Genomic DNA, 24,061 nt, shown 5'->3' on the forward strand with positions numbered 1-24,061 from the left:
CGCGGTCGTCGACGCCGACCACGGTCCAGCCGGTGGGGCCGGCGAGCGTCGTTGTCGGCGTCCCCGGCCCCACCGGTCGGTCCTGGTGCGTTACTGGGGCAGCTGGGCGGCGCAGGACGAGTAGCCCAGCCACTGCCAGACGGCGGAGGTGCTCGCGGAGGCGCCGGTCTCCGGCAGGGCCACCGACTCGCGCACGGCGTGCACCTCCAGCAGGTCGGACACCTCCAGGTCGGCCAGGTTGAGGTCTTCGAGGTCGGCCAGCGTGGCCGTCATGTCGCGCATCGTGTACTCCGATTCCAGGGGATGTCGTCGACGAACAAGCGCACTTGTCGATGACAAGATGGACAGTGCGCAAGATGTTAGTCAGCTCCGCCCACGAACCAGTCGTCCGAGCGTCCAGTCGCCGGTGGCCGTACGACGGCCGTCCATTGACGATCAGAAGGAACCGCGCTCACGCGGCCGATGTGTGGGAGGTCAGGACGCCCCCACGCACGACGGTGCCGCGCTCCGGCAGTGCGGACCGCGGCACCGGTCAACCGGGATCGTCCGCCTAGGGGCGGCGGGCCCAGGTCCAGGCGTAGCCGTCGTCCTCGCAGGCGCTCGCGGCGTCGCAGAGGTCCAGCGGCCGGAAGGTGTCGACCATGACGGCCAGCTCGTCGAAGAAGTCGGCGCCGATCGAGCGCTCGGCGGCGCCCGGCTGCGGGCCGTGGGTGAAGCCGGACGGGTGCAGCGAGATCGAGCCCTGCTCGATGCCCGAGCCGCGCCGGGCCTCGTAGTTGCCGCCGGTGTAGAAGAGCATCTCGTCGGAGTCGACGTTGTGGTGGTTGTACGGCACCGGGATCGCGTCCGGGTGGTAGTCGACCTTGCGGGGCACGAACGAGCAGATCACGAAGTTGGGGCCCTGGAAGGTCTGGTGCACGGGCGGCGGCTGGTGGATCCGGCCGGTGATCGGCTCGAAGTCGTGGATGGAGAACGCCCACGGGTACATGTGGCCGTCCCAGCCGACGACGTCGAACGGGTGGTTGGCGTAGACGTAGCGGGTCCAACCGCGCCGGTGCCGGACCAGCACCTCCACGTCCTCGCCGTCGACCAGCAGCGGCGCGTCCGGCCCCCGGACGTCACGCTCGCAGTAGGGCGAGTGCTCCAGGAACTGGCCCCGCACCGAGAGATAGCGCTTGGGTGGACCGATGTGCCCCGCCGCCTCGACGGCGAGCAGCCGGGTCGGCGCGTCGCCGGTGGGCACCAGCCGGTGGATGGTGGAGGTGGGGATGACGACGTAGTCGCCGGGCACCGCGTCGAGCACGCCGAACGTGGACTCGACGCGCAGGGTGCCCGACTCCACGTACAGGCAGTGGTCGCCGGTGGCGTCGCGGAACAGCGGGGACGGCCGGTCCGCCAGCACGTACGCGATCCGCACGTCGTCGTTGGCGAGCAGGTACTGCCGGCCGAGCACGGGGTCGGCGCCGGTGCCGTCGAGCTTGTGGGTGCGCAGGTGCCGGGGCTTGAGCGGCAGGTTCGGCACCCGGGTGAACGCCGGCGGGGTGAACTCCTCGGCCGCGACGATCGCGGTCGGCGCGTGCCGGTGGTAGAGCAGGGACGAGTCGGAGGAGAAGCCCTCCTGGCCCATCAGCTCCTCGGCGTAGAGGCTGCCGTCGGGCTGGCGGAACTGGGTGTGGCGCTTGCGCGGCACCTCGCCGACGCTGCGGTAGTACGGCATCTCGCCTCCCGGTTCGTCCCGTTCACCGATCCAACGGCGTCCGATAATCGGACGCTGTTGTCCGTTCCTTGTAGCGTCCCGTACATTCTTGTCTCGTGTCAACGCAGGTGCCCGCGCTTCTCGACGGCCTCGTCGACGACGCCGCCGTCTTCCCGCCCGGCAGCGCGTCGCTGCCCGACGCCGTCGCCGCGCACCGGCGGCACCGCACCGCCTGGTACGCGGACCTGGTCGGCCCGCTCCTGGTGCCGGCCACCAGGCTGCCCGAGCTGGCGGGCCTGCTCGGCGCCGACGAGCGGATCGCCGTCGGGGTGATCGGCGACGTGCCGCTCGACCGGCTCGACGAGGTGCCCGCCACGGCCGACCCGCGCGTCCGCGTACGTCAGGTGGAGGCGGCGGTCGCCAGGCGAGGCGAGGACCCGCTGCCCGGCCTGACCGAGCTCGTGGCCCTGGCCCGCCGGGCCGGCGCCGGCCCGGCCCCCCTCGACGCCGTCTACGCCGAGCTGCCGCTCACGTTCGGGCTCATGGGGGCGCTGGACGCGCTCGCCGCCGCCCGCGCCGACGGCGTGCCGGTCGCCGCGAAGTTCCGCACCGGCGGGCTGGCCGCCGAGCTGTTCCCCACCCCGGCGGAGCTGGCCGCCGTGATCTGCGCCTGCCGGGACCGGGACCTGCCGTTCAAGCTGACCGCCGGGCTGCACCAGGCGGTGCGGCACCTCGATTCGGAGACCGGCTTCACCCACCACGGCTTCGTCAACGTGCTGGCGGCGACGCTGGCCGCCGCCGGGGGCGCCCCGGTGGCCCGGGTCGCCGAGCTGCTCACCGCGGCCGACCCGCGCCCGCTCGTGCAGTACGCCGAGGCGGGACTCGCCGAGCCGCGCCCGCTGTGGATCGGCTTCGGCTCGTGCAGCATCCTGGAACCACTGACCGATCTGATCCGGCTGGGGCTGGTGAACGGGGGCTTCGACGCATGACGTGGGTGACGGGTGCCGACGGTTCGCCGTACGGGGTGGCCAACCTGCCGTACGGGGTGTTCCGCCGGGCGGAGGGCGCGCCGCGCGTCGGCGTACGCATCGGCGACTTCGTGCTCGACCTGGCCGGCGCGGAGGAGGCCGGTCTGGTGCTGGCCGCCGGGGCGCTGGGGCGGCCCACCCTCAACGACTTCATGGCGCTCGGACGCCCACAGTGGACGGCCGTCCGGCAGCGGGTGACCGAGCTGCTCACCGACGCCGCGCACCGGGCGGCGGTGGAGCCGCTGCTCGTGCCGCTGGCCGAGGCGCGGATGCAGCTGCCGTTCGAGGTGGCCGACTACGTCGACTTCTACTCCTCCGAGCACCACGCGTCCAACGTGGGCCAGATCTTCCGCCCCGGCCAGCCGCCCCTGCTGCCCAACTGGAAGCACCTGCCGATCGGCTACCACGGCCGGGCCGGCACGGTCGTCGTCTCCGGCACCCCCGTGGTGCGGCCGAGCGGGCAGCGGGCCACCCCGCAGGGGCCGGTCACCGGCCCGTCCGTACGCCTCGACATCGAGGCCGAGGTCGGCTTCGTGGTCGGCGTGCCCAGCCCGCTGGGCGACCGGGTCCCGGCCGACGACTTCGCCGACCACGTCTTCGGCGTCGTGCTGGTCAACGACTGGTCGGCCCGCGACATCCAGGCCTGGGAGTACCAGCCCCTCGGCCCGTTCCTGGGCAAGTCCTTCGCCACCTCGGTCTCGGCCTGGGTGACGCCGCTGGACGCGCTGGGCGACGCCTTCGTGCCCGCCCCCGAGCAGGACCCGCCGGTCGCCGACTACCTGTGCGACGTGCCGCACCTCGGGCTGGACCTGCGCCTGGCGGTGCGGTGGAACGGGGAGCGGGTCAGCGAGCCGCCGTTCGCCACCATGTACTGGACGCCGGCCCAGCAGTTGGCCCACCTCACCGTGAACGGCGCCTCGCTGCGTACCGGCGACCTCTACGCCTCGGGCACCGTCTCCGGGCCCGAGCGGGGCCAGGTCGGCTCGTTCCTGGAACTCACCTGGGGCGGGACCGAGCCGGTGAAGTTCGCCGACGGCGGGACGCGCACCTTCCTGGAGGACGGCGACACCGTCACGATCACCGCCACCGCGCCCGGCCCGGACGGCACCACCATCGCCCTGGGCGAGGTGACCGGGAAGGTCGTCGCCGCCCGCTGACCCGCCTTCCGATCATCGCCGGTCCCCGGTCGCACCAACTGTGCGACCGGGGACCGCGTCTTCCGCGTTGATCGTCGCGGATTCCGTCGCCATGCCGCGCCGGGGCCGGCCCGGACGCCCCCTTCCGGTTCCGGTCCCGGCCGCCGGTTGGCGCACCGACGACAGGAAGGTGACGACGATGAACGATCTCCCGGGCGCGGTCTGGCGCACCAGCAGCCGCTCCAACGACCAGGGTCTCTGCGTGGAGGTGGCGGACAACCTGGTCGACGCCCTCGGCGTGGTGGGCGTACGTGACTCGAAGGACCAGGCGGGCCCCACGCTGGCGGTCAGCCCGCCGGGGTGGACGGCCTTCGTCGGCGCGATCCGGGCCGGCCGGTTCGGTCGCTGACGCGTCGCCCACGATCGGGGCTCCCGGCGGTGTGAAAATTCCGCTCCGGGGCCCCGATCCCCGCTCACCCGGCGTACCGTCGAGGCCACGGGAGGTGGCATGTCGACGGTCGCGGTCACGGAGTTCGTGGAGGCGCACGACGTCGACCTCTGGCGGCTGCTGACCGACCTGACCGCCCGCACCCGGCGCTTCACCGGCCCGGTGGAGGTGCTCACCCCCGGCCCGTTCGGCCTGGGCACCGCGTGGCGGGAGACCCGTTCCCAGCCCGACGGCACCGCGCTGCTCGAGGAGTTCGTCGTCATCGAGGCCGAGCCGCCCCGACGGCTGGTGCTCGGCTCGCGGGGCGCCGGCGTTGACTACCGGATCACCTGGACGCTGCGCCCGGTCGAGCGGCGGCGCCGGGGCTGCACCGCCGTCACCGTCGAGCAGGAGGCGGTGCCGACCGCCCCGTACGGTCGGGTGGTGGCCCTGCTGCTCGGCGGGCTGGCGGCCCGGGCGGTCGAACGCGCGCTGCGGCAGGACCTCGCCGACCTGGCCGCCGCGGCGGCCACCGGCGCGACCGAGGCGGCCTGAGGCGCACGTCGGGGCACCGGTGCGCGGCGGGCGGGCGCCGGCCGTGCCGCGCGTACGCCGACGGCCACCGCCGGAGCACCCGCCCGCCGGCGACCTGACCGGGCCCTGACCGGCCCCGCTGGGTAGGGTGCCGGGCGGAGGTGCGGCATGGGGTTCCCGAACGGCCGGCGGCGGATCGCGGTGGCGGTCGCGGCGCTGCTCGCCACCGTCGCCGTCGCGGCGACGGTCTACCGGGTGCTCGCCCCCGCGGAGGTCGTCACGCCCGCCCGGGCCGGGTATCCGCCGGCCGCGTCTCCCACCGTCGGTGTGGTCGGCCGGCTCCCCGTCGCCCCGCTCGTCGTGGACGGGCGGCTACGGGTCTACGCGGCCCACCGCCAGGTCTACGCCGACCGGCCGGCCGACGGGCGGTACCGGACGACCCCGTACTGGTCGTACCGCCGCTGGCCGGCGACGCTCGACGGGGTCGTGGCGAGCGGGACGACGGTGGTCACCCGCTGGTCCGACGGGCGGCTGGTGGCGCTCGACGCGCGGACGGGCCGGGTCGCCTGGCGGGCGGACGGGCCGGCGCCGGCCGGGGAGCGGACGGTCCGGCGCACCGGCGCGGCGACGGTCTGGGATCCCCGGGGGCTCCTCGTGGCCCGGGGGTCCGACGGCCGGCAGGCGGTGGTGGCGGCCGGGGCGGAGCGGATGAGTGCCGTGGATCTGGCCGACGGCCGCGAACTGTGGCAGTCCCACCTCACGGTCACGGTGCCGCCGGGGGACGCCGACGCGTTCGCCGGGTGCCGGGACGCGCTCGGCGCGACCGGGTCGGGACAGGTGATGATCGTCGACTCCTGCGCGGGCCCGGCGGTGGTGGAGTTCCGCGACGCCGTGACCGGGGCGGTGGGCCTGCGCTGGCGTCCGCCGGACGCCGGTGACGAGCTGGTGGCGACCCCGGTGGGCTGCGGCACCGGCCGGACGGGGTGCACCGGGCTGCGGACGGCCGGGCCGGGCGACGAGCCGGGGCGGGGCTGGCTGCTCGGTGCCGGTGCGCCGGTCGCGGCCCCGGCCCTGGACCGGCCGGACGCCGAACTCGTCGGCGGCACGGCGGTGGCCGTCGTCGACGGGGTGCCGGTCGGCCGGTCGGCGCGTACGGGCGCGGAACTGTGGCGCCGGGTCGGCCTGCCGCCGGTGCGGCTGCTCGCCGTGCAGCCCGACCGGGTGCACCTGCTGACGGAGACGAACGACCTGGTGACGCTGGACCCGGCGACGGGGGCGCAGCGGTCCTTCTTCGCGCTCAACGTGGGCTCGGACGGCATCGGCTGGGCACCCGGCGCGGCGTACGCGGCCGACGGGTTCGTGGCCGTGGAGCGGCTTCGCAAGCCCGTCGACCCGACCGGTGACGACCGGCGCTACTACCTGACCTCGGAGCCGCTCATCCTCGCCGCGACGTGAAACGCGGGGCGGCGAGGCTGCTCGACAAAACGGACATAAGTTATTTATAGTCCTAATGTGCGTTTCCTAGCAGCCCTGTTGGGCGCGATCCTGATCCTCGTCACCGCCTCCCCGGCCGACGCCGCGCCGTCCGGCCGGACGGTCCGGCTGGCCCGGACGGTGGGCGTGGACATCACCGTGCCCGCCTCCGTCGATCTCGGCAGCGGGTTCACCGGCGGCACCATCACCAGGCAGTTGGGCGCGGTCGAGGTCCGCGACTCGCGCGGCCAGGTCAACCCCAACACCTGGGTCGCCACGGTCTCCGCCACCGTCTTCGTCACCGGCGCCGGCGGAGCGCAGCAGACGATCGCGAACGACCGGGTCTCGTACTGGTCCGGGCCGGCGGTGCGGAGCACGGGCGGCGGCATGCTGGTGCCCGGGCAGCCGACCTCCGCGCAGGCGGTGACCCTGGACGTCGCCCGCGAGGCGTTCCGCAAGACCGCCGGCAACGGCAACAACATGGTGGCCTGGGTGCCCACCGTCCGGATCGCCATCCCGACCGGCATCGTCGGGGGCACCTACCGGGGCACGATCACCCACTCCGTCGCCTGATGGTTGATCTGTCCGGAAAGTGCATCATTGTTCGATCCAGACTGCCTAGCGTGCATCTCATGAAGAAGCCACTTCTTGCCCTGACCGCCGCCGCGGCCGCCGTGGTGGCCCTGGCGGCGCCCGCCGCGGCCGCGCCCACCGGCGACACCATCGTCACCTTCACGGTGGCCACGGCCGACCTCAACATCACCGTGCCGGCATCCGTGAACCTCGGCTCCGTCTTCTCCGGCGGCGTCCTCACCGGCGAACTCGGCACCGTCACGGTCACCGACAGCCGGGCCGCGCTCAACGCCACCTGGACGACCACCGTGTCGGCCAGCTCCTTCTCCACCGGCACCGGCACGCCCGAGGAGACCATCTCGCCGGCCCTGGTGGAGTACTGGTCCGGCGGGGCGACCAGCACCACCGGCACCGGCGTGTTCGTGCCGGGGCAACCCACCCAGGCCGAGGCGGTCAGCATGAGCGTGCCCCGCACCGCCTTCTCGAAGACCTCGGGCAGCGGCAACAACACCGCCAGCTGGGCGCCGAACATCCGCATCGCCGTCCCGGACACCGCCGTCGGCGGCACCTACACGGGGGTGATCACCCATTCGGTGGCATGACCGGACCCGCGCCCTCGTCCTGGCGGTGACCGTCCTGGTCACGGCCGGGGCGCCGGCGTCGGCCGCGCAGCCCGGACCGGCGGTCGCCGGCCGCCCGCCGGCACTCGCCGAGCCGCAGGTCCCCGAGGCGGACGTCCCGGCGGTCGGGCCGGCGAGGCGCCCCGGCACGCCCTCGGCGCGGCCGGACCCGAGCGCCCCGTCGACCACGGTCGGGGTACGCCTGCTCGACGCGCCCGTCGAGCGTCGCGACGACACCCGGGCGCACAAGTACGTCGTGGACCACGTCCGCCCCGGCACGACGATCAAGCGGCGGATCGTGGTGCAGAACAGTTCGGAGATCCGTCGGAAGGTCGCCCTCTACGCAGCCGCCGCCGACGTCACGAAGAAGGGGTTCGTCCTCGCCCCGGACCGCACCGAGAACGAGCTGAGCAGCTGGATCGACGTGGAGCCGCCCGAGGAGGTGCTGGCCCCGGACGAGGAGGCGGAGGTACTGGTCACCATCACCGTGCCGCGCCGGGCCGAGGCCGGCGAGCGGTACGCGGTGATCTGGGCCGAGGTCGCCGGTGTCGACGACGGGCAGACCGTACGCAACGTCGGCCGGGCCGGGATCCGGGTCTACCTCTCCGTCGGGCCGGGGGGTGAGCCGCCCTCCGGCTTCGAGATCGGCCCGCTCACCGGCAAGCGGGAGAAGGACGGCACCCCCGTGCTCACCGCCGAGGTGCGCAACACCGGCAGGCGGGCGCTCGACCTGGCCGGCGACCTGCGGCTCACCGAGGGGCCGGGCGGGCTCTCGGCCGGGCCGGTGAAGGTGGAGGCGGGCACGCTCGCGCTGGACGGCACGACCACCGTACGGGTCGTCCTGGACCGCCGGCTCCCGGACGGACCGTGGGCGGCGAAGCTCGATCTGGCCAGCGGCTGGACGAAGCGCTCCGCCACCGGCCGGGTCAGTTTCGGGCCCGTACCGGTGGCGGCCACCAGCGCTGTCGACCGCTCCGGCCAGGTGCTCACCGGCGGGCTGGCCACCTCGGGGCTGGTCCTGGTGTCGTTCGCGGTGTACGCGTACCGGCGCCGGGTCCGGCAGCCGGTGGCGACCGCCTGAGCAGCCGGTCCGGTCCGCGAGGGGATGGCGGACCGGACCGGCACCCCTCAGGCCAGCGCGGCCTCCGCCGCGGCCAGGAAGGCGTCGTTCTCGGCCGGCGTGCCGATGGTCACCCGGACCCCGTCGCCCGCGAACGGCCGGACGATCACGCCCCGCGCCTCGCACGCCTTGGCGAAGTCCACCGCCCGGTCGCCCAGCGGCAGCCAGACGAAGTTGGCCTGGCTGTCCGGCACGTCGCCGACCAGCTTGCGCAGGGCCTCCGTCACGCGGTCGCGCTCGGCCACCACGAGGGCGCAGCGCCGCCGTACCTCGTCCTCCTGGGCCAGCGCGGCGAGCGCGCCCGCCTGCGCGGCCATGCTGCTGGAGAACGGCGTCACGACCTTGCGCACGGCCGCCGCCACCGCCGGTTGAGCGACCAGGAAGCCGATCCGCAGGCCGGCCAGACCCCAGGCCTTGGAGAGCGTCCGCAGCACGACCACGTTCGGCCGGTCGAGGTAGGTGAGGCCGTCCGGCACCTCCGGGTCGGTGACGAACTCGCGGTACGCCTCGTCGATCACGACGAGCACGTCCTCGCCGACCGCGTCGAGGAACCGGTCCAGCTCCGCCCGGCGTACCGAGGTGCCGGTGGGGTTGTTCGGGTTGCAGACCACGATCAGCCGGGTCCGGTCGGTCACCGCCGCCGCCATCGCCGTCAGGTCGTGCCCGTGCCCGGCGTCGTTGGGCACCCGCACGCTGGTCGCGCCGCTGGTCGCCGCGATGATCGGGTACGCCTCGAAGGAGCGCCACGCGTAGAGGAACTCGTCACCGGGCAGGCAGGTGGCCCGGACGAGGTGCTCGGCCAGCGCCACCGACCCGCAGCCGGTGGCGATCCGGTCGACGTCCACGCCGTACCGCTCGGACAGCGCCTGGCGCAGCGCGAGCACGCCCATGTCCGGGTAGCGGTGCACCCCGGTGACGGCCTCGGCGACGGCCTCCACGACGCCGGGCAGCGGCCCGTACGGCACCTCGTTGCTGGCCAGCTTGATCGCCTCGGGGAGGCCGAGTTCGCGGGCCAGGTCGGCAGCGCTGCGGCCGGGTACGTAGTTGGGCAGCGCGTCCAGGTCGGCGCGGGTCAGCCGCAGCGCCGGCTGGGGTCGTCCGGGGTCGGTCATGGGGTGTCTCCCGAGGGGTGGGTGCGGTCGTCGGGGGTGCGGTCGTCCGGGGCGGCGTCCTCGTCGGTGGCGGCGCGCTCGTCGGTGGCGGTGCGCCCGCCCCCGGTGGTGCGGTCGCGGCGGGGGAGCTGGACCACCACGGTCTGCGCCCGCTTGTCGTGCAACGCCTGACGCATCGGGTGGTCGAAGAGCGGGGAGAGCGCGTCGACGAGCTGGAGCAGCAGGCCGAGGCCGCAGCAGTACCAGAGCAGGGTGGGCAGGCCGAGGGTGTTCCAGCGGCGCAGCGCCCGGCCGAAGCCGAGCGGCTCGTTCGCGCTCATCGGCACCACCTTGACGCCCACCAGCCGCTTGCCGAACGTCTGCCCGCCCGAGGACATCGTCGGCACCTCGTACGCGAGCCAGAGCGCGGTGGCGATCAGCAGGATCACGACCTGGAGGCCGCCGGCCTGTTCGCTGGGCTGCGGCAGGCCGTCGGTGGAGCTGTCGCCGGCCATCGCCCGCCGGAACACCTCCCGCCAGTACGGCGTGACCTCCTCGACCAGCCGCCAGACGAACCAGCCGTTCACGACGGCGTTCAGCGCGAAGACGATGGCGAAGTCGATCAGCCGGGCGACCAGCCGGGCGCCGAACCCGGCCAGGGGCAGCCCGTGCGGGCGGGGCTCCGGCGGCCGTCCGGGCCAGCCGGCGGGCGGCCAGCCCGGCGGGGGTCCGCCACCGGGCGGCCAGCCGGGCGGCGGGGCCTGCGGGTGGCCGTGCCCCTGCGGCGGCTGCCAGGGGTAGGGCTGGCCCGGATGCGGCTGCCCCGGCAGGGGCGGCCCGCCCGTGGGGGCGCCCGGCGCGGAGACCGGGGCCACGGGCGACGTCGGGGCGGGCGCGGGGGGCGGTTCGGCCGGCGGCGGGCCCTCGGGCGGGGTGGCGTCGACGGGGATCGGCGCGCCGATCCAGCCTCCGCCGTCCCAGTAGCGCCGGGTGTCCGGGTCTGCCGGGTCGACGTACCAGCCCGGTTCGACGCTCATGGCCTGGCCTCGCTGCGCTCGCTCACGCAGACACCTTAACGACGACGGTGCCGGCGAACTTGTCGTGGAGGCACTGCTGCCAGGGCTTGTCCCACAACTGCCACAGCCCGTCGAGGTAGCTGAGGCCGGGCAGGAAGCCGGCGGCCACGTACTGCACGGCGTACCGCTTGCCGGCCATCCGTCGGTCGAGGGTGGCGGCCGGGTCGAGCGGCACGACGCGCAGCTTCATCACCTTCTTGCCGAAGGTCTGCCCGGTGCGCTTCATGTATTCGACGTGGTAGAGCCAGTAGAGGCCGAACATCACCACCATCAGGCCCAGTTCGAGCAGCAGGATCGGCAGCATGAACTCCGTGAGGAACGCGTCGGGCGGCGGCCCGTCCGGGTAGGTCCGGGTCAGGTCGGACGCCACGTTCCAGAACAGGAGCAGCAACGGCGGCAGGAAGAGCACCATCACCACCGCCATGCTCAGCGCGCCGTCGACCAGCGCGGCGAGCAGCCGGTCACCGAAGCTGGCGAGCGGCTGCCCGCCCGGGCCGAGCGCCGGGGCCGGGCGGGGCGGCCCGGCCCAGCCCGGGGGTGGCGGCGTCCAGCCGGGCGGCGGGACCTGACCGGGCGGGACATGCTGCGGCGGCACCGCGTACCCCTGGTTGGCGGGACCGGATGGCGGCGCGAAGCCGCCGGCGGCGGGCGGGGGCCCACCGGCCGGCGGCGTCGGGTACGTCGGAGGCTGCGTCACGCTCGTCAGTGTTACAGGTTGCCGCGCGCTTCCTGCTCCCGCTCGATGGCCTGGAAGAGCGCCTTGAAGTTGCCCTTGCCGAAGCCGAGCGAACCGTGCCGCTCGATCAGCTCGAAGAAGACCGTCGGGCGGTCCTGCACCGGCTTCGTGAAGATCTGGAGCAGGTAGCCGTCCTCGTCCCGGTCGACCAGGATCTTGCGGGCCTTCAGCTCCTCGATCGGCACCCGCACCTGGCCGATCCGGGCGCGCAGCTCCGGGTCGTCGTAGTACGAGTCGGGGGTGTCCAGGAACTCGACGCCGGCGGCGCGCATCGCGTCGACGCTGGCCAGGATGTCGTTGGTGGCCACGGCGATGTGCTGGGCGCCCGGGCCCTGGTAGAACTCCAGGTACTCGTCGATCTGCGACCTCTTGCGGGCGATCGCCGGCTCGTTGAGCGGGAACTTCACCTTGCGGGTGCCGTTCGCGACGACCTTGCTCATCAGCGCCGAGTAGTCGGTGGCGATGTCGTCGCCGATGAACTCGGCCATGTTCGAGAAGCCCATGACGCGCTTGTAGAAGTCGACCCAGTCGTCCATCCGGCCGAGCTCGACGTTGCCGACCACGTGGTCGACGGCCTGGAAGAAGCGCTTCGGCTGGAGGCCGGCGTCGATCATCGGCTGCCGGTCCACGATCGGCCCGCGGGCCACGAAGCCGGGCAGGAACGGGCCGGTGTAGCGGGACCGGTCGACCAGGGTGTGCCGGGTGTCGCCGTACGCCGCGATGGCGGCGAGCCGGACGGTGCCGTGCTCGTCGCTGACGTCGTGCGGCTCGGTCAGACCGGTGGCGCCCTGCGCGGTGGCGTGCGCGTACGCGGCGTCGACGTCCGGCACCTCCAGCGCGATGTCGGAGACACCGTCGCTGTGCTTCGTGACGTGCTCGGCGCCCTCGGCGTCCGGGCGGACCGCGCCGGTGAGCACGAACCGGGCCGAGCCGCTGGTCAGCACGTACTGGGCGTGGTCGCGGTAGCCCTGCTCCGGGCCCCGGTACGCCACGCAGGTCATGCCGAACGCGGTGGAGTAGTAGTGCGCGGCCTGCTTGGCGTTGCCCACGAGGAAGTGCACGTGGTCGAGGCCCTTGACGGGGAACGGGTCGCGGCTGATGTCGTGGTCGACGGCGCCGACGAGCACGTCGACGTCGACGTCTTCGGTCGCCTGGGGTCGGTCGATCGCCTGGGTCATCGCGGTCTCCCTATAGTTCCGGTCGGCCTCGTGGCCGCCGCCGTCGGTCGTGTGCCGTGGCTCTGTGGCGAGGATCGCGGTGAAGTGCCGCACTGGGCAACTGTCGTGCCTGTGCCTGGTCAGGTTGCGCATTAAGTAGGGTGCAACGGTATGAGTACTAGTCAGGTTGTGCAGCTGGACGCCCTCGACGCGCGGTTGGTCGAACTGCTCGCCGATGAGCCGCGGATCGGGGTGCTGGAGTGTTCCCGGCGCCTCGGGGTCGCCCGGGGCACCGTGCAGGCCCGGCTGGACAAGCTCGTCGAGCGGGGCGTCGTCTCGGGCTTCGGGCCGGAGATCTCCCCGGCGGCGATCGGGTTCGGGGTGACCAGCTTCGTCACGCTGGAGATCAGCCAGCGGCACGGGCACGACCGGGTCGCCGCGCACCTGGGCGCGATCCCGGAGGTGCTGGAGGCGCACACCATCACGGGCTCCAGCGACCTGCTCTGCCGGATCGTGGCCCGCTCGAACACCGACCTCCAGCGGGTGATCGACCAGATCGTCTCGTACGAGGGCATCCGCCGCGCCTCGACGATCATCGCCCTGGCCGAGCAGATCCCCTACCGCACCCTTCCCCTGGTCCGCTCCGCCGCCCAGCGGTGAGCAGCGGCCCGGGGGCCCTTCCGTACGCCCTCGGGCGCGCGAGAAAGCGCGGCGACACGGCGGCGCGGGAGGGCGGGCGCGCGGCGGTCGTCGCTACGGTGTGCGTGTGGCGAAGGCGGGCGGCCTCGGTGGGTGGCGTGGCGGGCTGCTGCTCGCGCTCGTCGCGGTCGTCGCGCTCGCCGCGACCGGGGTGTGGAACCCGTTCCCCGCGGTGTGGGACTGGGTCGACCGCAGCGAGCCGATCTCCGAGCCCGACGTGGTCTGGCAGCAACGCGTCGGCGGCACCCCGCGCAGCGTGACCATCGCCGGCGAGACCGTCGTGGTCGAGCAGCGCACCCGCGTGGAGGCCCGCAGCCTGGCCACGGGCGCCCAGCTGTGGGAGCGCAAGGCCGACTGGTCCGCGGTGGCCGGCGGCGACCGCGACCCGGTCGTCGTCGTGGGCAAGCTGCTGGTCAAGGGGTACGAGGTGCTCGACCCGACGACCGGCGTCACGCGGCGGCGCGACGGCGACGCGGTGGCCGTCTGGACGTACCGCAACATGCTGCTCGACGCCCGCTGCGTCGACGCCACCGACTGCACGGTGAGCGCCTGGGACCCGCGCGGCACCGCCCCCCTCTGGACGGCCTTCGTGCCGGGGGTGCGCAGCGGCCTGCTCGGCGACAACCCCGGGCTGCTCGACACCCGCCGCCTCGACGCCGTCCGGATCGACGACGAGGTGGCCGGCCCGGAGCCCGTACCGCCGCTGCTCGGGTTCCCCATCGACGGGCGGGTGCACGTCCTCGACACCGCCACCGGGCGGATGCTCCAGGACGTCGAGCCCGGCCGGGACGAGCGGCTGTCGGTGGTCGGCGGCCGGTTGCTGCGGATCACCGCCCGCTCCCAGGACGGCACCTGCTACTTCGCCATCTCGGGGCGGGACCCGGCGACCGGCCAGGAGGCGTGGCAGCGGGCCGGGATCAACCTGCGGACCGCCGACAACGCCGGCTGCGCGCAGCGCGAGGACCCGTACGGGGCGCGCAACGTGCTGATCGGGGTGGCCCCGGACGCCCGCGAGGCGGTCCTCGACGGCTACGACGGGCGGCTGCTGCTGGTCACCGACGCCGGGGAGCGGCTGCTCGCGGTCGACGACCGGCACGCCCTGGTCCGGACGGCCGACAAACGGGCGGTGGTCGGCCGGGAACTGGGCGCCGGCCGGGTCCGGTGGACGCGCCCCGCCGGGACGAAGGCCGGCGCCGCGCTCACCCCGCACGCGGCCGTGATCGCCGACGAGAAGCCGTCCCGGCTGGTGGCGCTGGAACCGCGTACCGGGCGGGAACTGGTGAGCCTGCGCACCTCCGCGAACGCCCTCGCGGTCGGCCCGGGCGGCATGGTCATCGGCGAGGGGCGGGAGATCGGCTACGTCCGCTTCGGCGGCGCACGGGGCGCCCCCGTCCCGCCGCGCGACGGCGGCGTACCGGGCCCCGGCGGCACGGGGAGCGTGCCGGGGCCGGCGGACAGCTGCGGTCCGAAGCGGGAGCTCTGCCCCGGGTGAGAGCGTCGTCCCAGGACCCACCCGGCGGGTGGGACTGATCGACCCTTCTGCCCTAGGCTTTCCGCTCATGAGCAGTGCCGCCGCGTTCTCGTACGCTCCCTTGCTGCCGACCGGCCCGGACCAGACGGAATACCGCCTGGTCACCGACGAGGGCGTCGACGTCGTCAACGGGCCGGGGGGCCGCCGGTTCCTCACCGTGGAACCGACCGCGCTCACCGCGCTGACGGCCGAGGCCATGCACGACATCGCGCACTTCCTGCGCCCCGCGCACCTGGCCCAGCTGCGCGCGATCATCGACGATCCGGCGGCCTCGCCGAACGACCGGTTCGTCGCGCTCGACCTGCTGCGCAACGCCAACATCGCGGCCGGTGGCGTGCTGCCGATGTGCCAGGACACCGGCACCGCCATCGTGATGGGCAAGCGCGGCCGGCACGTGCTCACCGACGGCAGCGACGCCGAGGCCCTGTCGCGCGGCGTCTACCAGGCCTACACCCGGCTCAACCTGCGCTACTCGCAGCTCGCCCCGCTGACCATGTGGGAGGAGCGCAACACGGGCAGCAACCTGCCGGCCCAGGTCGAGCTCTACGCGGAGGACCCCGACGGGCAGCCCGACGCCTACAAGTTCCTCTTCATGGCCAAGGGCGGCGGCTCGGCCAACAAGTCCTACCTCTACCAGGAGACCAAGGCGCTGCTGAACCCCACGCGGATGATGCAGTTCCTGGAGGAGAAGCTGCGGCTCATCGGCACCGCCGCCTGCCCGCCGTACCACCTCGCCGTCGTCATCGGTGGCACCTCCGCCGAGTACGCCCTGAAGACCGCCAAGTACGCCAGCGCCAAGTACCTGGACGCGCTGCCCACCTCCGGCTCGATGAGCGCGCACGGCTTCCGGGACCTGGAGCTGGAGGCGGAGGTGCTGGAGCTGACCCGCAACTTCGGCATCGGCGCGCAGTTCGGCGGGCGCTACTTCTGCCACGACGTACGGGTGGTCCGGCTGCCCCGGCACGGCGCCTCCTGCCCGGTGGCGATCGCCGTCTCCTGCTCGGCCGACCGGCAGGCGGTTGCCAAGATCACCCCGTCGGGCGTGTGGCTGGAGCGGCTCGAGACCGACCCGGCGCGCTACCTGCCCGACGTCACCGACGAGACGCTCGACGCGTCCGAGGTGGTGCGTGTCGACCTCAACCGGCCGATGGACGAGATCCGCGCCGAGCTGTCGAAGTACCCGGTGAAGACCCGGCTGTCGCTGACCGGCCCGCTCGTGGTGGCCCGCGACATCGCGCACGCCAAGATCGCGGAGCGGCTGGACGCCGGCGAGCCGATGCCGCAGTACCTGCGCGACCACGCCGTCTACTACGCCGGTCCCGCCAAGACCCCGGAAGGCTACGCGTCCGGCTCGTTCGGCCCGACCACCGCCGGGCGGATGGACGCGTACGTGGAGAAGTTCCAGGCCGCGGGCGGCTCGCAGGTCATGCTCGCCAAGGGCAACCGCTCCGCCCAGGTCACCCGCTCCTGCCAGCAGCACGGCGGCTTCTACCTCGGCTCGATCGGCGGCCCGGCCGCCCGGCTCGCCCAGGACTGCATCAAGCACGTCGAGGTCCTGGAGTACGCGGAGCTGGGCATGGAGGCGGTCTGGAAGATCGAGGTGGAGGACTTCCCGGCCTTCATCGTGGTCGACGACAAGGGCAACGACTTCTTCGCCGAGGTCACCAAGCCGGTGCTGACGGTCGGCCGCCGCTGACCCGCGTACGCGAAGGGGCGCCGGGCAGTGGCCCGGCGCCCCTCGTCGTTGCCCTACGTCAGCTCGCCCGGCTGGCGTAGAAGGTGCCGCTGAAGGTCTCCGACACGGTCCCGTCGCCGGTCCGCGTGTAGACGGTGACCCGGTGGATCCCGGCCGTCGTCGGGGTGTACCCCACCGACGCCGACCCGTCGGCGCCCGCCGCGACCGTCTGCGCCGGACGGCCGTCGAAGGAGTAGACGAACTCCGTCACCCCGGGCATGCCGGCCTGGAGGACGAACGTCCCCGGCGTGCCGGCGACCGCACCCTGGAACTTGTTGATCGGGTACTCCACCGAGCTGACCGTGGGCTTGGTCGCCAGGTGGAACCGGTAGCTGCCCTCGCCGGACGGCAGGTCACCGGCCGTCCGGCTGCGGACGTACACGGTGTTGTAGCCCGGCTTCGTCGGCGTGATGGTGACCGTGGCAGTGCCGTCGGCGATCGCCGGCACGGTCTGCTCCGGTCCGTCGTCGAGCCGGTACGTGTACTCGACGACGTCGTCCATCCGGGGCGCGAACGTCAGGGTGCGCGGCTGGCCGAAGCCGGCCGTCGGATTGGCGTCGGTGATGGTCGGGCTGGTGGTGCGCACCCGGAACACGTAGCTCGTGGGCGTGGAGCGGTTGCCCGCGAGGTCCACCGCCTCGACGGTGAGCGTCCTCGGCCCGTCCCGGTCGGGGGTGAGGGTGACGGTCGCCGAGCCGCCCGGGACGTCGGCCGCCACGTCGGTCGCCGGCTGCCCGGACACGGTGTAGCGGAATCGCACCGTGTCGGTGTCGCCGCCGGCGGAGAAGGTGAACTGGCCCGGGATGCCGGGACCGCCGTACCAGCCGTCGTCGGCCGGGTAGTCGGTCGAGCTGACCGTCGGCGCGGCGGGGCTGGTGGTGTCGACGGCGAACCGGCACTCCGCCGACCAGGCGGAGGTGGCGTGCTGGTCGGCCGCGCGGACCGCGAAGGCGTAGCTGCCGCCGTCGACCATCGCGCCCTCCGGCACCGTGTACTGGAAGCGGCGCGGCGCGGAGAACGCCCCCGAGGTCCACTCCGTCCGCTCGTCGGGCCGGTCGACCGGCCACCACGCGAAGGTCGCCGTCACCTGTTCGACGAGGCCGGACCCGCTCGCGTCCGGGTCGGTGACCTCGGCGGTGAGGGTCGGCGTGGCGGTGTCGACCACCTGGTCGCCGGCGCAGTCCCGCCCGGCGACGGTGAGGGCGCCCGGCACGTCGGGCGCGGCGTTCGCGGTCAGCGAGATGCCCGGCGTCCGCAGCCGCCGACCGTGGTGCTTGTTCTCCTCGTGGTCCCCGGGGACCCGGATCATCAGCGTGAGCGAGTCCCGCCCGGCGTCGACCGCCTGCTGCACGGTCCGCGTGAGCGGCAGTTCGAGGTGGGCCGCCGGGCAGGGAGCGGTGGGACCGAGGTCGCCGACCTTCTCCCGTACGGTCGGCGCGTCGTCCCAGGTCGGCGCGGTCGCCGGCGAGTCCGTGCGCCACAGCTCCAGCTCGCGCGGCCGGTCGCAGTCCGCGACCGCCGACTCCCCGGTGCGCAGCGTGGCGTCGATGATCTCCTTGCCCTGGTAGGGCGTCAGGTCGAACGTGAGGTAGGCCCTGGTCGTGTGCTTGACCCCGGCGGTCTCCAGGGTGCCGACCGGGACGTCCGCTTCGGTGGTGGTGGTGAAGGTCGCGCCCTGCTGCCGCGCGTCGGTGTAGCTCACGCTCGTCGGCGGGACCCAGCGGGCCGGTGCGGCGACGGCGGGCTGGGCGGAGACGACGACCGCCCCGGTGGCGGTCAGCAGTGCGGTGAGCCCCGTGGTGAGGAGCCGGCGCGGAGCGCGCCGTCGGCGTACGGCGGGCACGCCGGTGGAACCCCGTTTTTCGTGCAAGGTGAAAGACCCTCCGATGGAGTGCGAGTACTTCCACGATCCTAAGTGCCTGGTCCCGGTGCCGGCGCCCGACTTTCGACCGACCCCGGTGCGCCCGGCCGGCCCGTACCGCCGGACGTCGGCCGGGCTGACGACCCGGCTCGCCCCGATCATCTGCACGTCGGCGCGCGGCGCGGCAGGATGGTACGCGTGACGACTCCAGAGGCGACGGGCTACCGGATCGAACGCGACTCGATGGGCGAGGTGGAGGTGCCCACCGAGGCGCTGTGGCGGGCGCAGACCCAGCGCGCGGTGCAGAACTTCCCGATCTCCGGCCGGGGCATCGAACCGGCCCAGATCCGGGCGCTGGCCCAGATCAAGGGCGCGGCGGCCGAGGTCAACGGCGAACTGGGCGTGATCGACGCGGACGTGGCGGCGGCGATCGCCGCCGCCGCCGCGCACGTGGCCGACGGCGGCTACGACGACCAGTTCCCGATCGACGTGTTCCAGACCGGGTCCGGCACGTCGTCGAACATGAACACCAACGAGGTCATCGCCACGCTGGCCGGCCGGGAGCTGGGCCGCGACGTGCACCCGAACGACGACGTGAACGCCTCGCAGTCCAGCAACGACGTCTTCCCGTCCTCGATCCACCTGGCGGCCACCGAGGCGGTCGCGCGGGACCTGCTGCCGGCGCTGGCCCACCTGGCGGAGGCCCTGGAGGGCAAGGCGGCGGAGTTCGAGACCGTGGTCAAGGCCGGGCGTACCCACCTGATGGACGCCACCCCGGTGACCCTCGGGCAGGAGTTCGGCGGGTACGCCGCCCAGGTCCGCTACGGCATCGAGCGGCTGGAGGGGGCGCTGCCCCGGCTGGCCGAGCTGCCGCTGGGCGGCACGGCGGTGGGCACCGGCATCAACACCCCACTCGGCTTCGCCGCGAAGGTCATCGAGAACCTGCGCGGTTCGACGGGGCTGCCGCTGACCGAGGCGCGCAACCACTTCGAGGCGCAGGGCGCCCGGGACGCGCTGGTGGAGACCTCCGGGCAGCTGCGTACGGTCGCCGTCGGTCTCTACAAGATCGCCAACGACATCCGCTGGATGGGCTCGGGCCCCCGCGCAGGGCTGCGCGAGCTGCGCATCCCCGACCTCCAGCCCGGCTCGTCGATCATGCCGGGCAAGGTCAACCCGGTGGTCGCCGAGGCGGTGCGGCAGGTCTGCGCCCAGGTCATCGGCAATGACGCCGCCGTCGGGTTCGCCGGTTCCCAGGGCGACTTCGAGCTGAACGTCATGCTCCCCGTGATGGGCCGCAACCTGCTGGAGTCGGTCCGCCTGCTCGCCGCGTCGAGCCGGCTCTTCGCAGACCGCCTGGTGGTCGGCCTGGTCGCGGACGCCGAGGTCTGCCTGGCGTACGCCGAGGGCTCGCCGTCGATCGTCACCCCGCTCAACCGCCACCTCGGGTACGACGAGGCCGCCTCCATCGCCAAGGAGGCGCTGGCCAAGCAGGTCTCGATCCGCGAGGTGGTGATCTCCCGGGGGCACGTCGACTCGGGCAAGCTGACCGAGACCCAGCTCGACGAGGCGCTCGACCTGCTCCGGATGACCCACCCCTGAGTCGTCCCGCCTCGCCTCGCCCGGGCCGCCCGGCCTTGGTCCGGGCCGATGCTCGCCCTCGCCCGCAAGGAAGCGAGGGGAGGTGCTGTCGATCCTGCCTACACCGGTCCGGCCCTGGCGTGCGTCCGGAGAGGGCTGGGGGTGAGCGTCGTCGTCGGGGTCCGTGCCGGGTGGTGTCCGGTCCCCGCTGGCGGAGGGCGGTGTGTGCGCTGTCGAGCTGCCCCGTCGGTGAGACCGAGGCGCCGACGGCCCTACCGGCAGCCAGGTGTCCCAGCGCTGACCCGGAAACCGGACCATCCGCCGCAGAGCATCGGGCGAGGGCCGTGTGCCCGGAGTGGTCTGATGGACGGGGCAGCTCGACAGGGCAGGAGGCCGGCGTGCCGACGGGCGGGACGGTTGACCCGCTTCCATCGGCGGCGTCCGCGGCGGTGACGGTCGTGCCCGGCGTGGAGGACCTGGACCGGTTCCTGTGCCGCGACGGTGACTGGTGGACCGGCACGGGGGGAGCGGACGCGCGGCGGGGCCCGCTGAATCGTCGCCGTCAACCGCGCGAGGCGGACCTGCGGGCGCGGTAGGCGGTGACGGCGGCACGGTTGCCGCAGCCGGCGTCGCAGAACCGGCGGGAGCGGTTCTTCGACAGGTCGACGAGCACGTTCTCGCAGTCCGGGTGGTCGCAGATCCGCAACCGGCGCAGCTCACCGGCGCGTACGAGGTCCGCCAGCGCCATCGCGGCCTCGACGGCCATCCGGGTGGCCAGCGGCGCGTCGCGCGGCACGGCGTGGAAGTGGTACGGCTCGTCGTCGTGGGTGATGAGCTGGGGCAACGCGTCGTACTCGCGGAGCAGCTCGTTGACGATCGTGACGATGCCCTCGGTGTCGGCGTACCAGACGCGGCGCAGCCGGGGCCGGAGGTCGCGTACGGCCCGCAGTTCGTCCTCGGTGTGCTCGTGCCGCCCGCTGTAGGCGTGGGCGACGAAGTGCGCGTCCAGGGCGGCGACGTCGGGCAGGCCCTCACCGTCGCGGCCGGCGGTGTTCACCAGCGCTGCCACGGCGGTCAGGGAACATTCCATGTCATGGGTGAAGAGCAACTTGACTCCTGTCGGGGGCCGACCTAGCGTCACGGGTGAAGTTGCATTTTACTCATGACAGTGGGAGTGGATCGATGCGTCAGCCACCCGCCGCCGGGCTCGGTCTCGGCCTCGCCCTGCTCTCCGCCGTCACCTTCGCCACGTCGGGCACCTTCGCCCGGTCCCTCATCGACGCCGGCTGGTCGGCCGAGGCGGCCGTGATCGCCCGTGTCGGCGTCGCCGCGCTGATCGTGGCTGTCCCGGCCGCGCTGTCCTTGCGCGGCAGGTGGGGCGTGCTGCGCCGCAACCTCGCCGCGATCGGCGTGTTCGGGCTGCTCGGGGTCGCGACGGCCCAGGTCTGCTTCTTCAACGCGGTGCGCTACCTGCCGGTCGGTGTCGCGCTGCTGCTGGAGTATCTCGGCATCGTCCTGGTGGTGGGCTGGATGTGGCTGGTCCACGGGCAGCGTCCCCGCCGGCTGACCGTCGCCGGCTCGGTGGCCGCCCTCGCCGGCCTGTTCTTCGTCCTGGACCTGACCGGCGCCGGCCGGCTCGACGCGGTGGGCGTGCTCTGGGGGCTCGGGGCGGCGATCGGCCTCGCCGGCTACTTCGTGCTCGCGGGACGGGTCGACGAGGAACTGCCCTCGGTGGCCATGGCCAGCGGCGGCATGGCCGTCGGGGCCGCCGTCCTGCTGCTGCTCGGGGCGGTCGGTGCGCTGCCGCTGCGGGTGGTCTTCGGCGAGGTCACCTTCGCCGGGCAGCGCACCAGCTGGTTGGTGCCGGTGGTCGGGCTGTCGCTTATCGCCGCCGTCGTCGCGTACCTCGCCGGGATCGCCGGCACCCGGATCCTCGGCGCGCGGCTGTCGTCGTTCGTCGGGCTGACCGAGGTGATGTTCGCAGTCCTGATCGCCTGGCTGGTGCTGGGCGAACTGCCCACCGTGGTGCAGCTGCTCGGCGGCGCACTGATCGTCGCCGGCGTCGCCCTGGTGCGCGTCGACGAGCTGCGCGCTCCCCGTGCCGACGACCCGCAGCCGCAGGTCGCCGAGCCCGCCCTGCCGTGACCCGAACGGGCCGCCCGGCAGCGCCCAGCACGGATGAAAACGAGATTCCCGCCATAGCCGACGTTGCTATGGCGGAAAGTGCCGCGGTGTTGTCTGATGGCTGCCACGTCCCTCAACGAGAGGATCCGATGTGGTGAGCAAGCGCTTCACCGCCGGTGCCGTCGCGACCGCGACAGCACTGGCACTCGCGGTGACGGGCATGAGCGTGCCGGCCAGTGCCGTGCCGGCCAGTGCCCGTACCTTCACCGTCGTCGCCGAGGACGGTGTCTCCGCGGACGCGGCCATCGCCGCCATCCGGTCGGCCGGCGGCACGGTGGTCTCCCGGTCCGACGAGGTCGGCATGTTCCGGGTCACCAGCGACCGGACGGACTTCGCCGCGAAGGCCACCGCCGCGTCGGCGCTGATCGGCGCTACCGAGCAGAAGGCGATCGGCCGCAAGCCCAAGCTGGACCGGGTCGAGCAGGAGCACCTGCTGGCCGCCGCCGCGGCCAAGGGCGCCGGCGCCAAGCGTGGCAAGAAGATGGACCCGCTGGACGACAAGCTCTGGGGCCTGGAGATGATCCGGGCAGACCGGGCGCGCAAGGTCGAGCCGGGCGACCGCCGGGTCACGGTCGGCGTCCTGGACACCGGCGTCGACGCCAGCAACCCGGACATCGCGCCGAACTTCAACTGGGCGCTGTCCCGCAACTTCGCTCCCGACATCGTCGACGTCGACGGCGAGTGCGAGGTGGCGAGCTGCCTCGACCCGGTCGGCACCGACGACGGCGGGCACGGCACCCACGTGGCCGGCACGATCGGCGCCGCGGCCAACGGCTTCGGTCTCTCCGGCGTCGCCCCGAACGTCTCCCTGGTCGAGCTCAAGGGCGGCCAGGACTCCGGCTACTTCTTCCTGGAGCCGGTGGTCAACTCCCTGCTGCACGCCGGGAAGGTCGGCCTGGACGTGGTCAACATGTCCTTCTACGTCGACCCGTGGCTCTACAACTGCACCGCCAACCCGGCCGACTCCCCGGAGCACCAGGCCGAGCAGCGGGCCATCATCAAGGCCATGAAGCGGGCCCTGAACTTCGCCCACAACCGGGGCGTCACCCTGGTCGGCGCGCTGGGCAACAACCACGAGGACCTGGGTGCCCCGCGCACCGACGTGTCGAGCCCGGACTACGGCGACACCGCGCCCTACCCGCGCGAGATCGACAACGACAGCTGCTGGGACCTGCCCACCGAGGGCCCCAACGTGATCAGCGTGTCGGCGGTCGGGCCGTCGGGCAAGAAGTCGGACTTCTCGAACTACGGCACCGAGCAGACCGCCGTGGCGGCGCCCGGCGGCTGGTTCCGTGACGGCTTCGGCACGGACACCTACCGCACCGACGCCAACATGATCCTCTCGACGTACCCGAAGAAGGTGCTCCAGGAGGAGGGCTCGGTCGACGCCGACGGCAACATCGTCGCCGGGTTCGAGGAGACGGTCTTCAAGGCGTGCAAGGCCAACGGGGAGTGCGGGTACTACACCTACCTGCAGGGCACCTCGATGGCGGCCCCGCACGCCTCCGGCGTCGCCGCGCTGATCGTCAGCAAGCACGGCAAGAAGGACGGCCGGGGTGGCTACGGGATGGCACCGAAGCTGGTGGAGCAGCACCTTTACCGGACGGCGGCCGAGCACGCCTGCCCGGAGCCGCGCCTGCAGTCGTACGCCAACGAGGGCCGGGACGCCGAGTTCGACGCCTACTGCGCCGGAGGGCTGAACTTCAACGGCTTCTACGGCTACGGCATCGTCGACGCGTACGCGGCGGTGAAGACCCCGCTCAAGCCCAACGCCCGCCCGTAACGACGCACCACCAGTGGGGCCCG

At 73.5% G+C, this 24,061-nt stretch carries 22 protein-coding genes; 14 read left to right on the forward strand and 8 right to left on the reverse strand.

The annotated features are described in order from the left end of the window. Positions 1–90 precede the first annotated feature (90 nt). Both GA0070610_RS29955 and GA0070610_RS29960 read right to left on the reverse strand, forming a co-directional pair. Positions 91–273 (reverse strand): thiopeptide-type bacteriocin, encoded by a 183-nt coding sequence (locus tag GA0070610_RS29955; protein ID WP_157747279.1) that lies wholly within the window; start codon positions 271–273, stop codon positions 91–93. Between the two features lie 277 nt (positions 274–550). Further along, a complete protein-coding gene (locus tag GA0070610_RS29960; protein WP_089003131.1) occupies positions 551–1,717 on the reverse strand; it encodes a homogentisate 1,2-dioxygenase in 1,167 nt (388 codons plus the stop codon). 95 nt (positions 1,718–1,812) lie between these two features. On the opposite strand from GA0070610_RS29960, the gene GA0070610_RS29965 reads away from it, so the two are divergent. The 8 genes from GA0070610_RS29965 (at position 1,813) to GA0070610_RS30000 (ending at position 8,568) form a co-directional block, all read left to right on the forward strand. Then, positions 1,813–2,685: a hypothetical protein gene (locus tag GA0070610_RS29965; protein ID WP_089003132.1), complete on the forward strand. Its 873-nt coding sequence runs from the start codon at positions 1,813–1,815 to the stop codon at positions 2,683–2,685. After that, complete coding sequence (fahA, locus tag GA0070610_RS29970) at positions 2,682–3,881, forward strand: fumarylacetoacetase (RefSeq protein ID WP_089003133.1); 1,200 nt, start codon at positions 2,682–2,684, stop codon at positions 3,879–3,881. Before GA0070610_RS29965 ends, fahA begins: the two co-directional genes overlap by 4 nt. 178 nt (positions 3,882–4,059) lie before the next feature. Further along, positions 4,060–4,269, forward strand: a complete 210-nt coding sequence (locus tag GA0070610_RS29975) for a DUF397 domain-containing protein (RefSeq protein ID WP_089003827.1) — start codon at positions 4,060–4,062, stop codon at positions 4,267–4,269. 99 nt (positions 4,270–4,368) lie between these two features. Then, positions 4,369–4,842 carry an SRPBCC family protein gene (locus GA0070610_RS29980; RefSeq protein WP_089003134.1) on the forward strand — a complete coding sequence of 158 codons (474 nt, stop codon included), beginning with the start codon at positions 4,369–4,371 and terminating at the stop codon, positions 4,840–4,842. 147 nt (positions 4,843–4,989) lie between these two features. Continuing rightward, entirely contained in the window at positions 4,990–6,276 is a 1,287-nt protein-coding gene (locus GA0070610_RS29985) for an outer membrane protein assembly factor BamB family protein (RefSeq protein ID WP_089003135.1), read from the forward strand. A 57-nt stretch (positions 6,277–6,333) separates the two neighbouring features. Beyond that, positions 6,334–6,867, forward strand: coding sequence for a hypothetical protein (locus tag GA0070610_RS29990; protein WP_089003136.1), 534 nt, complete (start codon positions 6,334–6,336; stop codon positions 6,865–6,867). Between the two features lie 59 nt (positions 6,868–6,926). Continuing rightward, positions 6,927–7,469, forward strand: coding sequence for a hypothetical protein (locus GA0070610_RS29995; RefSeq protein WP_089003137.1), 543 nt, complete (start codon positions 6,927–6,929; stop codon positions 7,467–7,469). A 25-nt stretch (positions 7,470–7,494) separates the two neighbouring features. Next, positions 7,495–8,568 carry a COG1361 family protein gene (locus GA0070610_RS30000; protein ID WP_197697784.1) on the forward strand — a complete coding sequence of 358 codons (1,074 nt, stop codon included), beginning with the start codon at positions 7,495–7,497 and terminating at the stop codon, positions 8,566–8,568. Positions 8,569–8,615: 47 nt separating this feature from the next. Here GA0070610_RS30000 and hisC read toward each other — a convergent pair whose 3' ends face one another. Genes hisC through hppD form a run of 4 tightly spaced genes read right to left on the reverse strand, consistent with a single transcriptional unit; the run spans position 8,616 to position 12,688 of the window. After that, entirely contained in the window at positions 8,616–9,719 is a 1,104-nt protein-coding gene (gene hisC / locus GA0070610_RS30005; RefSeq protein ID WP_089003138.1) for a histidinol-phosphate transaminase, read from the reverse strand. After that, positions 9,716–10,735 (reverse strand): RDD family protein, encoded by a 1,020-nt coding sequence (locus GA0070610_RS30010; RefSeq protein ID WP_089003139.1) that lies wholly within the window; start codon positions 10,733–10,735, stop codon positions 9,716–9,718. The genes hisC and GA0070610_RS30010 overlap by 4 nt, the downstream gene beginning before the upstream one ends. Before the next feature lie 22 nt (positions 10,736–10,757). Continuing rightward, entirely contained in the window at positions 10,758–11,471 is a 714-nt protein-coding gene (locus GA0070610_RS30015; protein WP_089003140.1) for an RDD family protein, read from the reverse strand. A gap of 11 nt (positions 11,472–11,482) precedes the next feature. Next, positions 11,483–12,688 (reverse strand): 4-hydroxyphenylpyruvate dioxygenase, encoded by a 1,206-nt coding sequence (gene hppD / locus GA0070610_RS30020; RefSeq protein ID WP_089003828.1) that lies wholly within the window; start codon positions 12,686–12,688, stop codon positions 11,483–11,485. 150 nt (positions 12,689–12,838) lie between these two features. Here hppD and GA0070610_RS30025 point away from each other — a divergent pair, with 150 nt between their 5' ends. The 3 genes from GA0070610_RS30025 to GA0070610_RS30035 all read left to right on the forward strand — a co-directional run bounded on the left by GA0070610_RS30025 (position 12,839) and on the right by GA0070610_RS30035 (position 16,593). Further along, positions 12,839–13,327, forward strand: coding sequence for an Lrp/AsnC family transcriptional regulator (locus GA0070610_RS30025; protein WP_089003141.1), 489 nt, complete (start codon positions 12,839–12,841; stop codon positions 13,325–13,327). Positions 13,328–13,433: 106 nt separating this feature from the next. Continuing rightward, the gene (locus tag GA0070610_RS30030) at positions 13,434–14,858 is read left to right on the forward strand and encodes an outer membrane protein assembly factor BamB family protein (protein WP_089003142.1); all 1,425 of its coding nucleotides are present in this window, start codon (positions 13,434–13,436) and stop codon (positions 14,856–14,858) included. A gap of 67 nt (positions 14,859–14,925) precedes the next feature. Then, positions 14,926–16,593 (forward strand): fumarate hydratase, encoded by a 1,668-nt coding sequence (locus tag GA0070610_RS30035; RefSeq protein ID WP_089003143.1) that lies wholly within the window; start codon positions 14,926–14,928, stop codon positions 16,591–16,593. A gap of 58 nt (positions 16,594–16,651) precedes the next feature. On the opposite strand, the gene GA0070610_RS30040 is transcribed toward GA0070610_RS30035, so the two are convergent. Further along, positions 16,652–18,475 (reverse strand): DNRLRE domain-containing protein, encoded by a 1,824-nt coding sequence (locus GA0070610_RS30040; protein ID WP_089003144.1) that lies wholly within the window; start codon positions 18,473–18,475, stop codon positions 16,652–16,654. 207 nt (positions 18,476–18,682) lie between these two features. Between GA0070610_RS30040 and GA0070610_RS30045 the strand changes: the two genes are divergently transcribed. Then, positions 18,683–20,092 (forward strand): class II fumarate hydratase, encoded by a 1,410-nt coding sequence (locus GA0070610_RS30045; RefSeq protein ID WP_172896623.1) that lies wholly within the window; start codon positions 18,683–18,685, stop codon positions 20,090–20,092. A gap of 541 nt (positions 20,093–20,633) precedes the next feature. On the opposite strand, the gene GA0070610_RS30050 is transcribed toward GA0070610_RS30045, so the two are convergent. Next, on the reverse strand, positions 20,634–21,179 hold the full coding sequence (locus GA0070610_RS30050; RefSeq protein ID WP_089003146.1) for a CGNR zinc finger domain-containing protein: 546 nt from the start codon (positions 21,177–21,179) through the stop codon (positions 20,634–20,636). Positions 21,180–21,253: 74 nt separating this feature from the next. Between GA0070610_RS30050 and GA0070610_RS30055 the strand changes: the two genes are divergently transcribed. Together GA0070610_RS30055 and GA0070610_RS30060 are read left to right on the forward strand one after the other, a co-directional pair. Next, complete coding sequence (locus tag GA0070610_RS30055; RefSeq protein ID WP_089003147.1) at positions 21,254–22,216, forward strand: EamA family transporter; 963 nt, start codon at positions 21,254–21,256, stop codon at positions 22,214–22,216. A gap of 133 nt (positions 22,217–22,349) precedes the next feature. Next, positions 22,350–24,038 carry a S8 family serine peptidase gene (locus GA0070610_RS30060; RefSeq protein ID WP_089003829.1) on the forward strand — a complete coding sequence of 563 codons (1,689 nt, stop codon included), beginning with the start codon at positions 22,350–22,352 and terminating at the stop codon, positions 24,036–24,038. The last annotated feature ends 23 nt before the right edge of the window (positions 24,039–24,061 follow it).

Origin of the sequence: Micromonospora echinofusca (genome assembly GCF_900091445.1) — a bacterium.
Taxonomy (GTDB): domain Bacteria; phylum Actinomycetota; class Actinomycetes; order Mycobacteriales; family Micromonosporaceae; genus Micromonospora; species Micromonospora echinofusca.

Bases quoted from the DNA above. Each gene is read 5' to 3' on its own strand.
- GA0070610_RS29985 (WP_089003135.1), top strand. From the start codon at position 4,990: ATGGGGTTCCCGAACGGCCGGCGGCGGATCGCGGTGGCGGTCGCGGCG.
- hisC (WP_089003138.1), bottom strand. From the start codon at position 9,719: ATGACCGACCCCGGACGACCCCAGCCGGCGCTGCGGCTGACCCGCGCC.
- GA0070610_RS29955 (WP_157747279.1), bottom strand. From the start codon at position 273: ATGACGGCCACGCTGGCCGACCTCGAAGACCTCAACCTGGCCGACCTG.
- GA0070610_RS30055 (WP_089003147.1), top strand. From the start codon at position 21,254: ATGCGTCAGCCACCCGCCGCCGGGCTCGGTCTCGGCCTCGCCCTGCTC.
- GA0070610_RS29980 (WP_089003134.1), top strand. From the start codon at position 4,369: ATGTCGACGGTCGCGGTCACGGAGTTCGTGGAGGCGCACGACGTCGAC.
- GA0070610_RS29995 (WP_089003137.1), top strand. From the start codon at position 6,927: ATGAAGAAGCCACTTCTTGCCCTGACCGCCGCCGCGGCCGCCGTGGTG.
- fahA (WP_089003133.1), top strand. From the start codon at position 2,682: ATGACGTGGGTGACGGGTGCCGACGGTTCGCCGTACGGGGTGGCCAAC.
- GA0070610_RS29975 (WP_089003827.1), top strand. From the start codon at position 4,060: ATGAACGATCTCCCGGGCGCGGTCTGGCGCACCAGCAGCCGCTCCAAC.
- hppD (WP_089003828.1), bottom strand. From the start codon at position 12,688: ATGACCCAGGCGATCGACCGACCCCAGGCGACCGAAGACGTCGACGTC.
- GA0070610_RS29960 (WP_089003131.1), bottom strand. From the start codon at position 1,717: ATGCCGTACTACCGCAGCGTCGGCGAGGTGCCGCGCAAGCGCCACACC.
- GA0070610_RS30025 (WP_089003141.1), top strand. From the start codon at position 12,839: ATGAGTACTAGTCAGGTTGTGCAGCTGGACGCCCTCGACGCGCGGTTG.
- GA0070610_RS30010 (WP_089003139.1), bottom strand. From the start codon at position 10,735: ATGAGCGTCGAACCGGGCTGGTACGTCGACCCGGCAGACCCGGACACC.
- GA0070610_RS30035 (WP_089003143.1), top strand. From the start codon at position 14,926: ATGAGCAGTGCCGCCGCGTTCTCGTACGCTCCCTTGCTGCCGACCGGC.
- GA0070610_RS30045 (WP_172896623.1), top strand. From the start codon at position 18,683: ATGGTACGCGTGACGACTCCAGAGGCGACGGGCTACCGGATCGAACGC.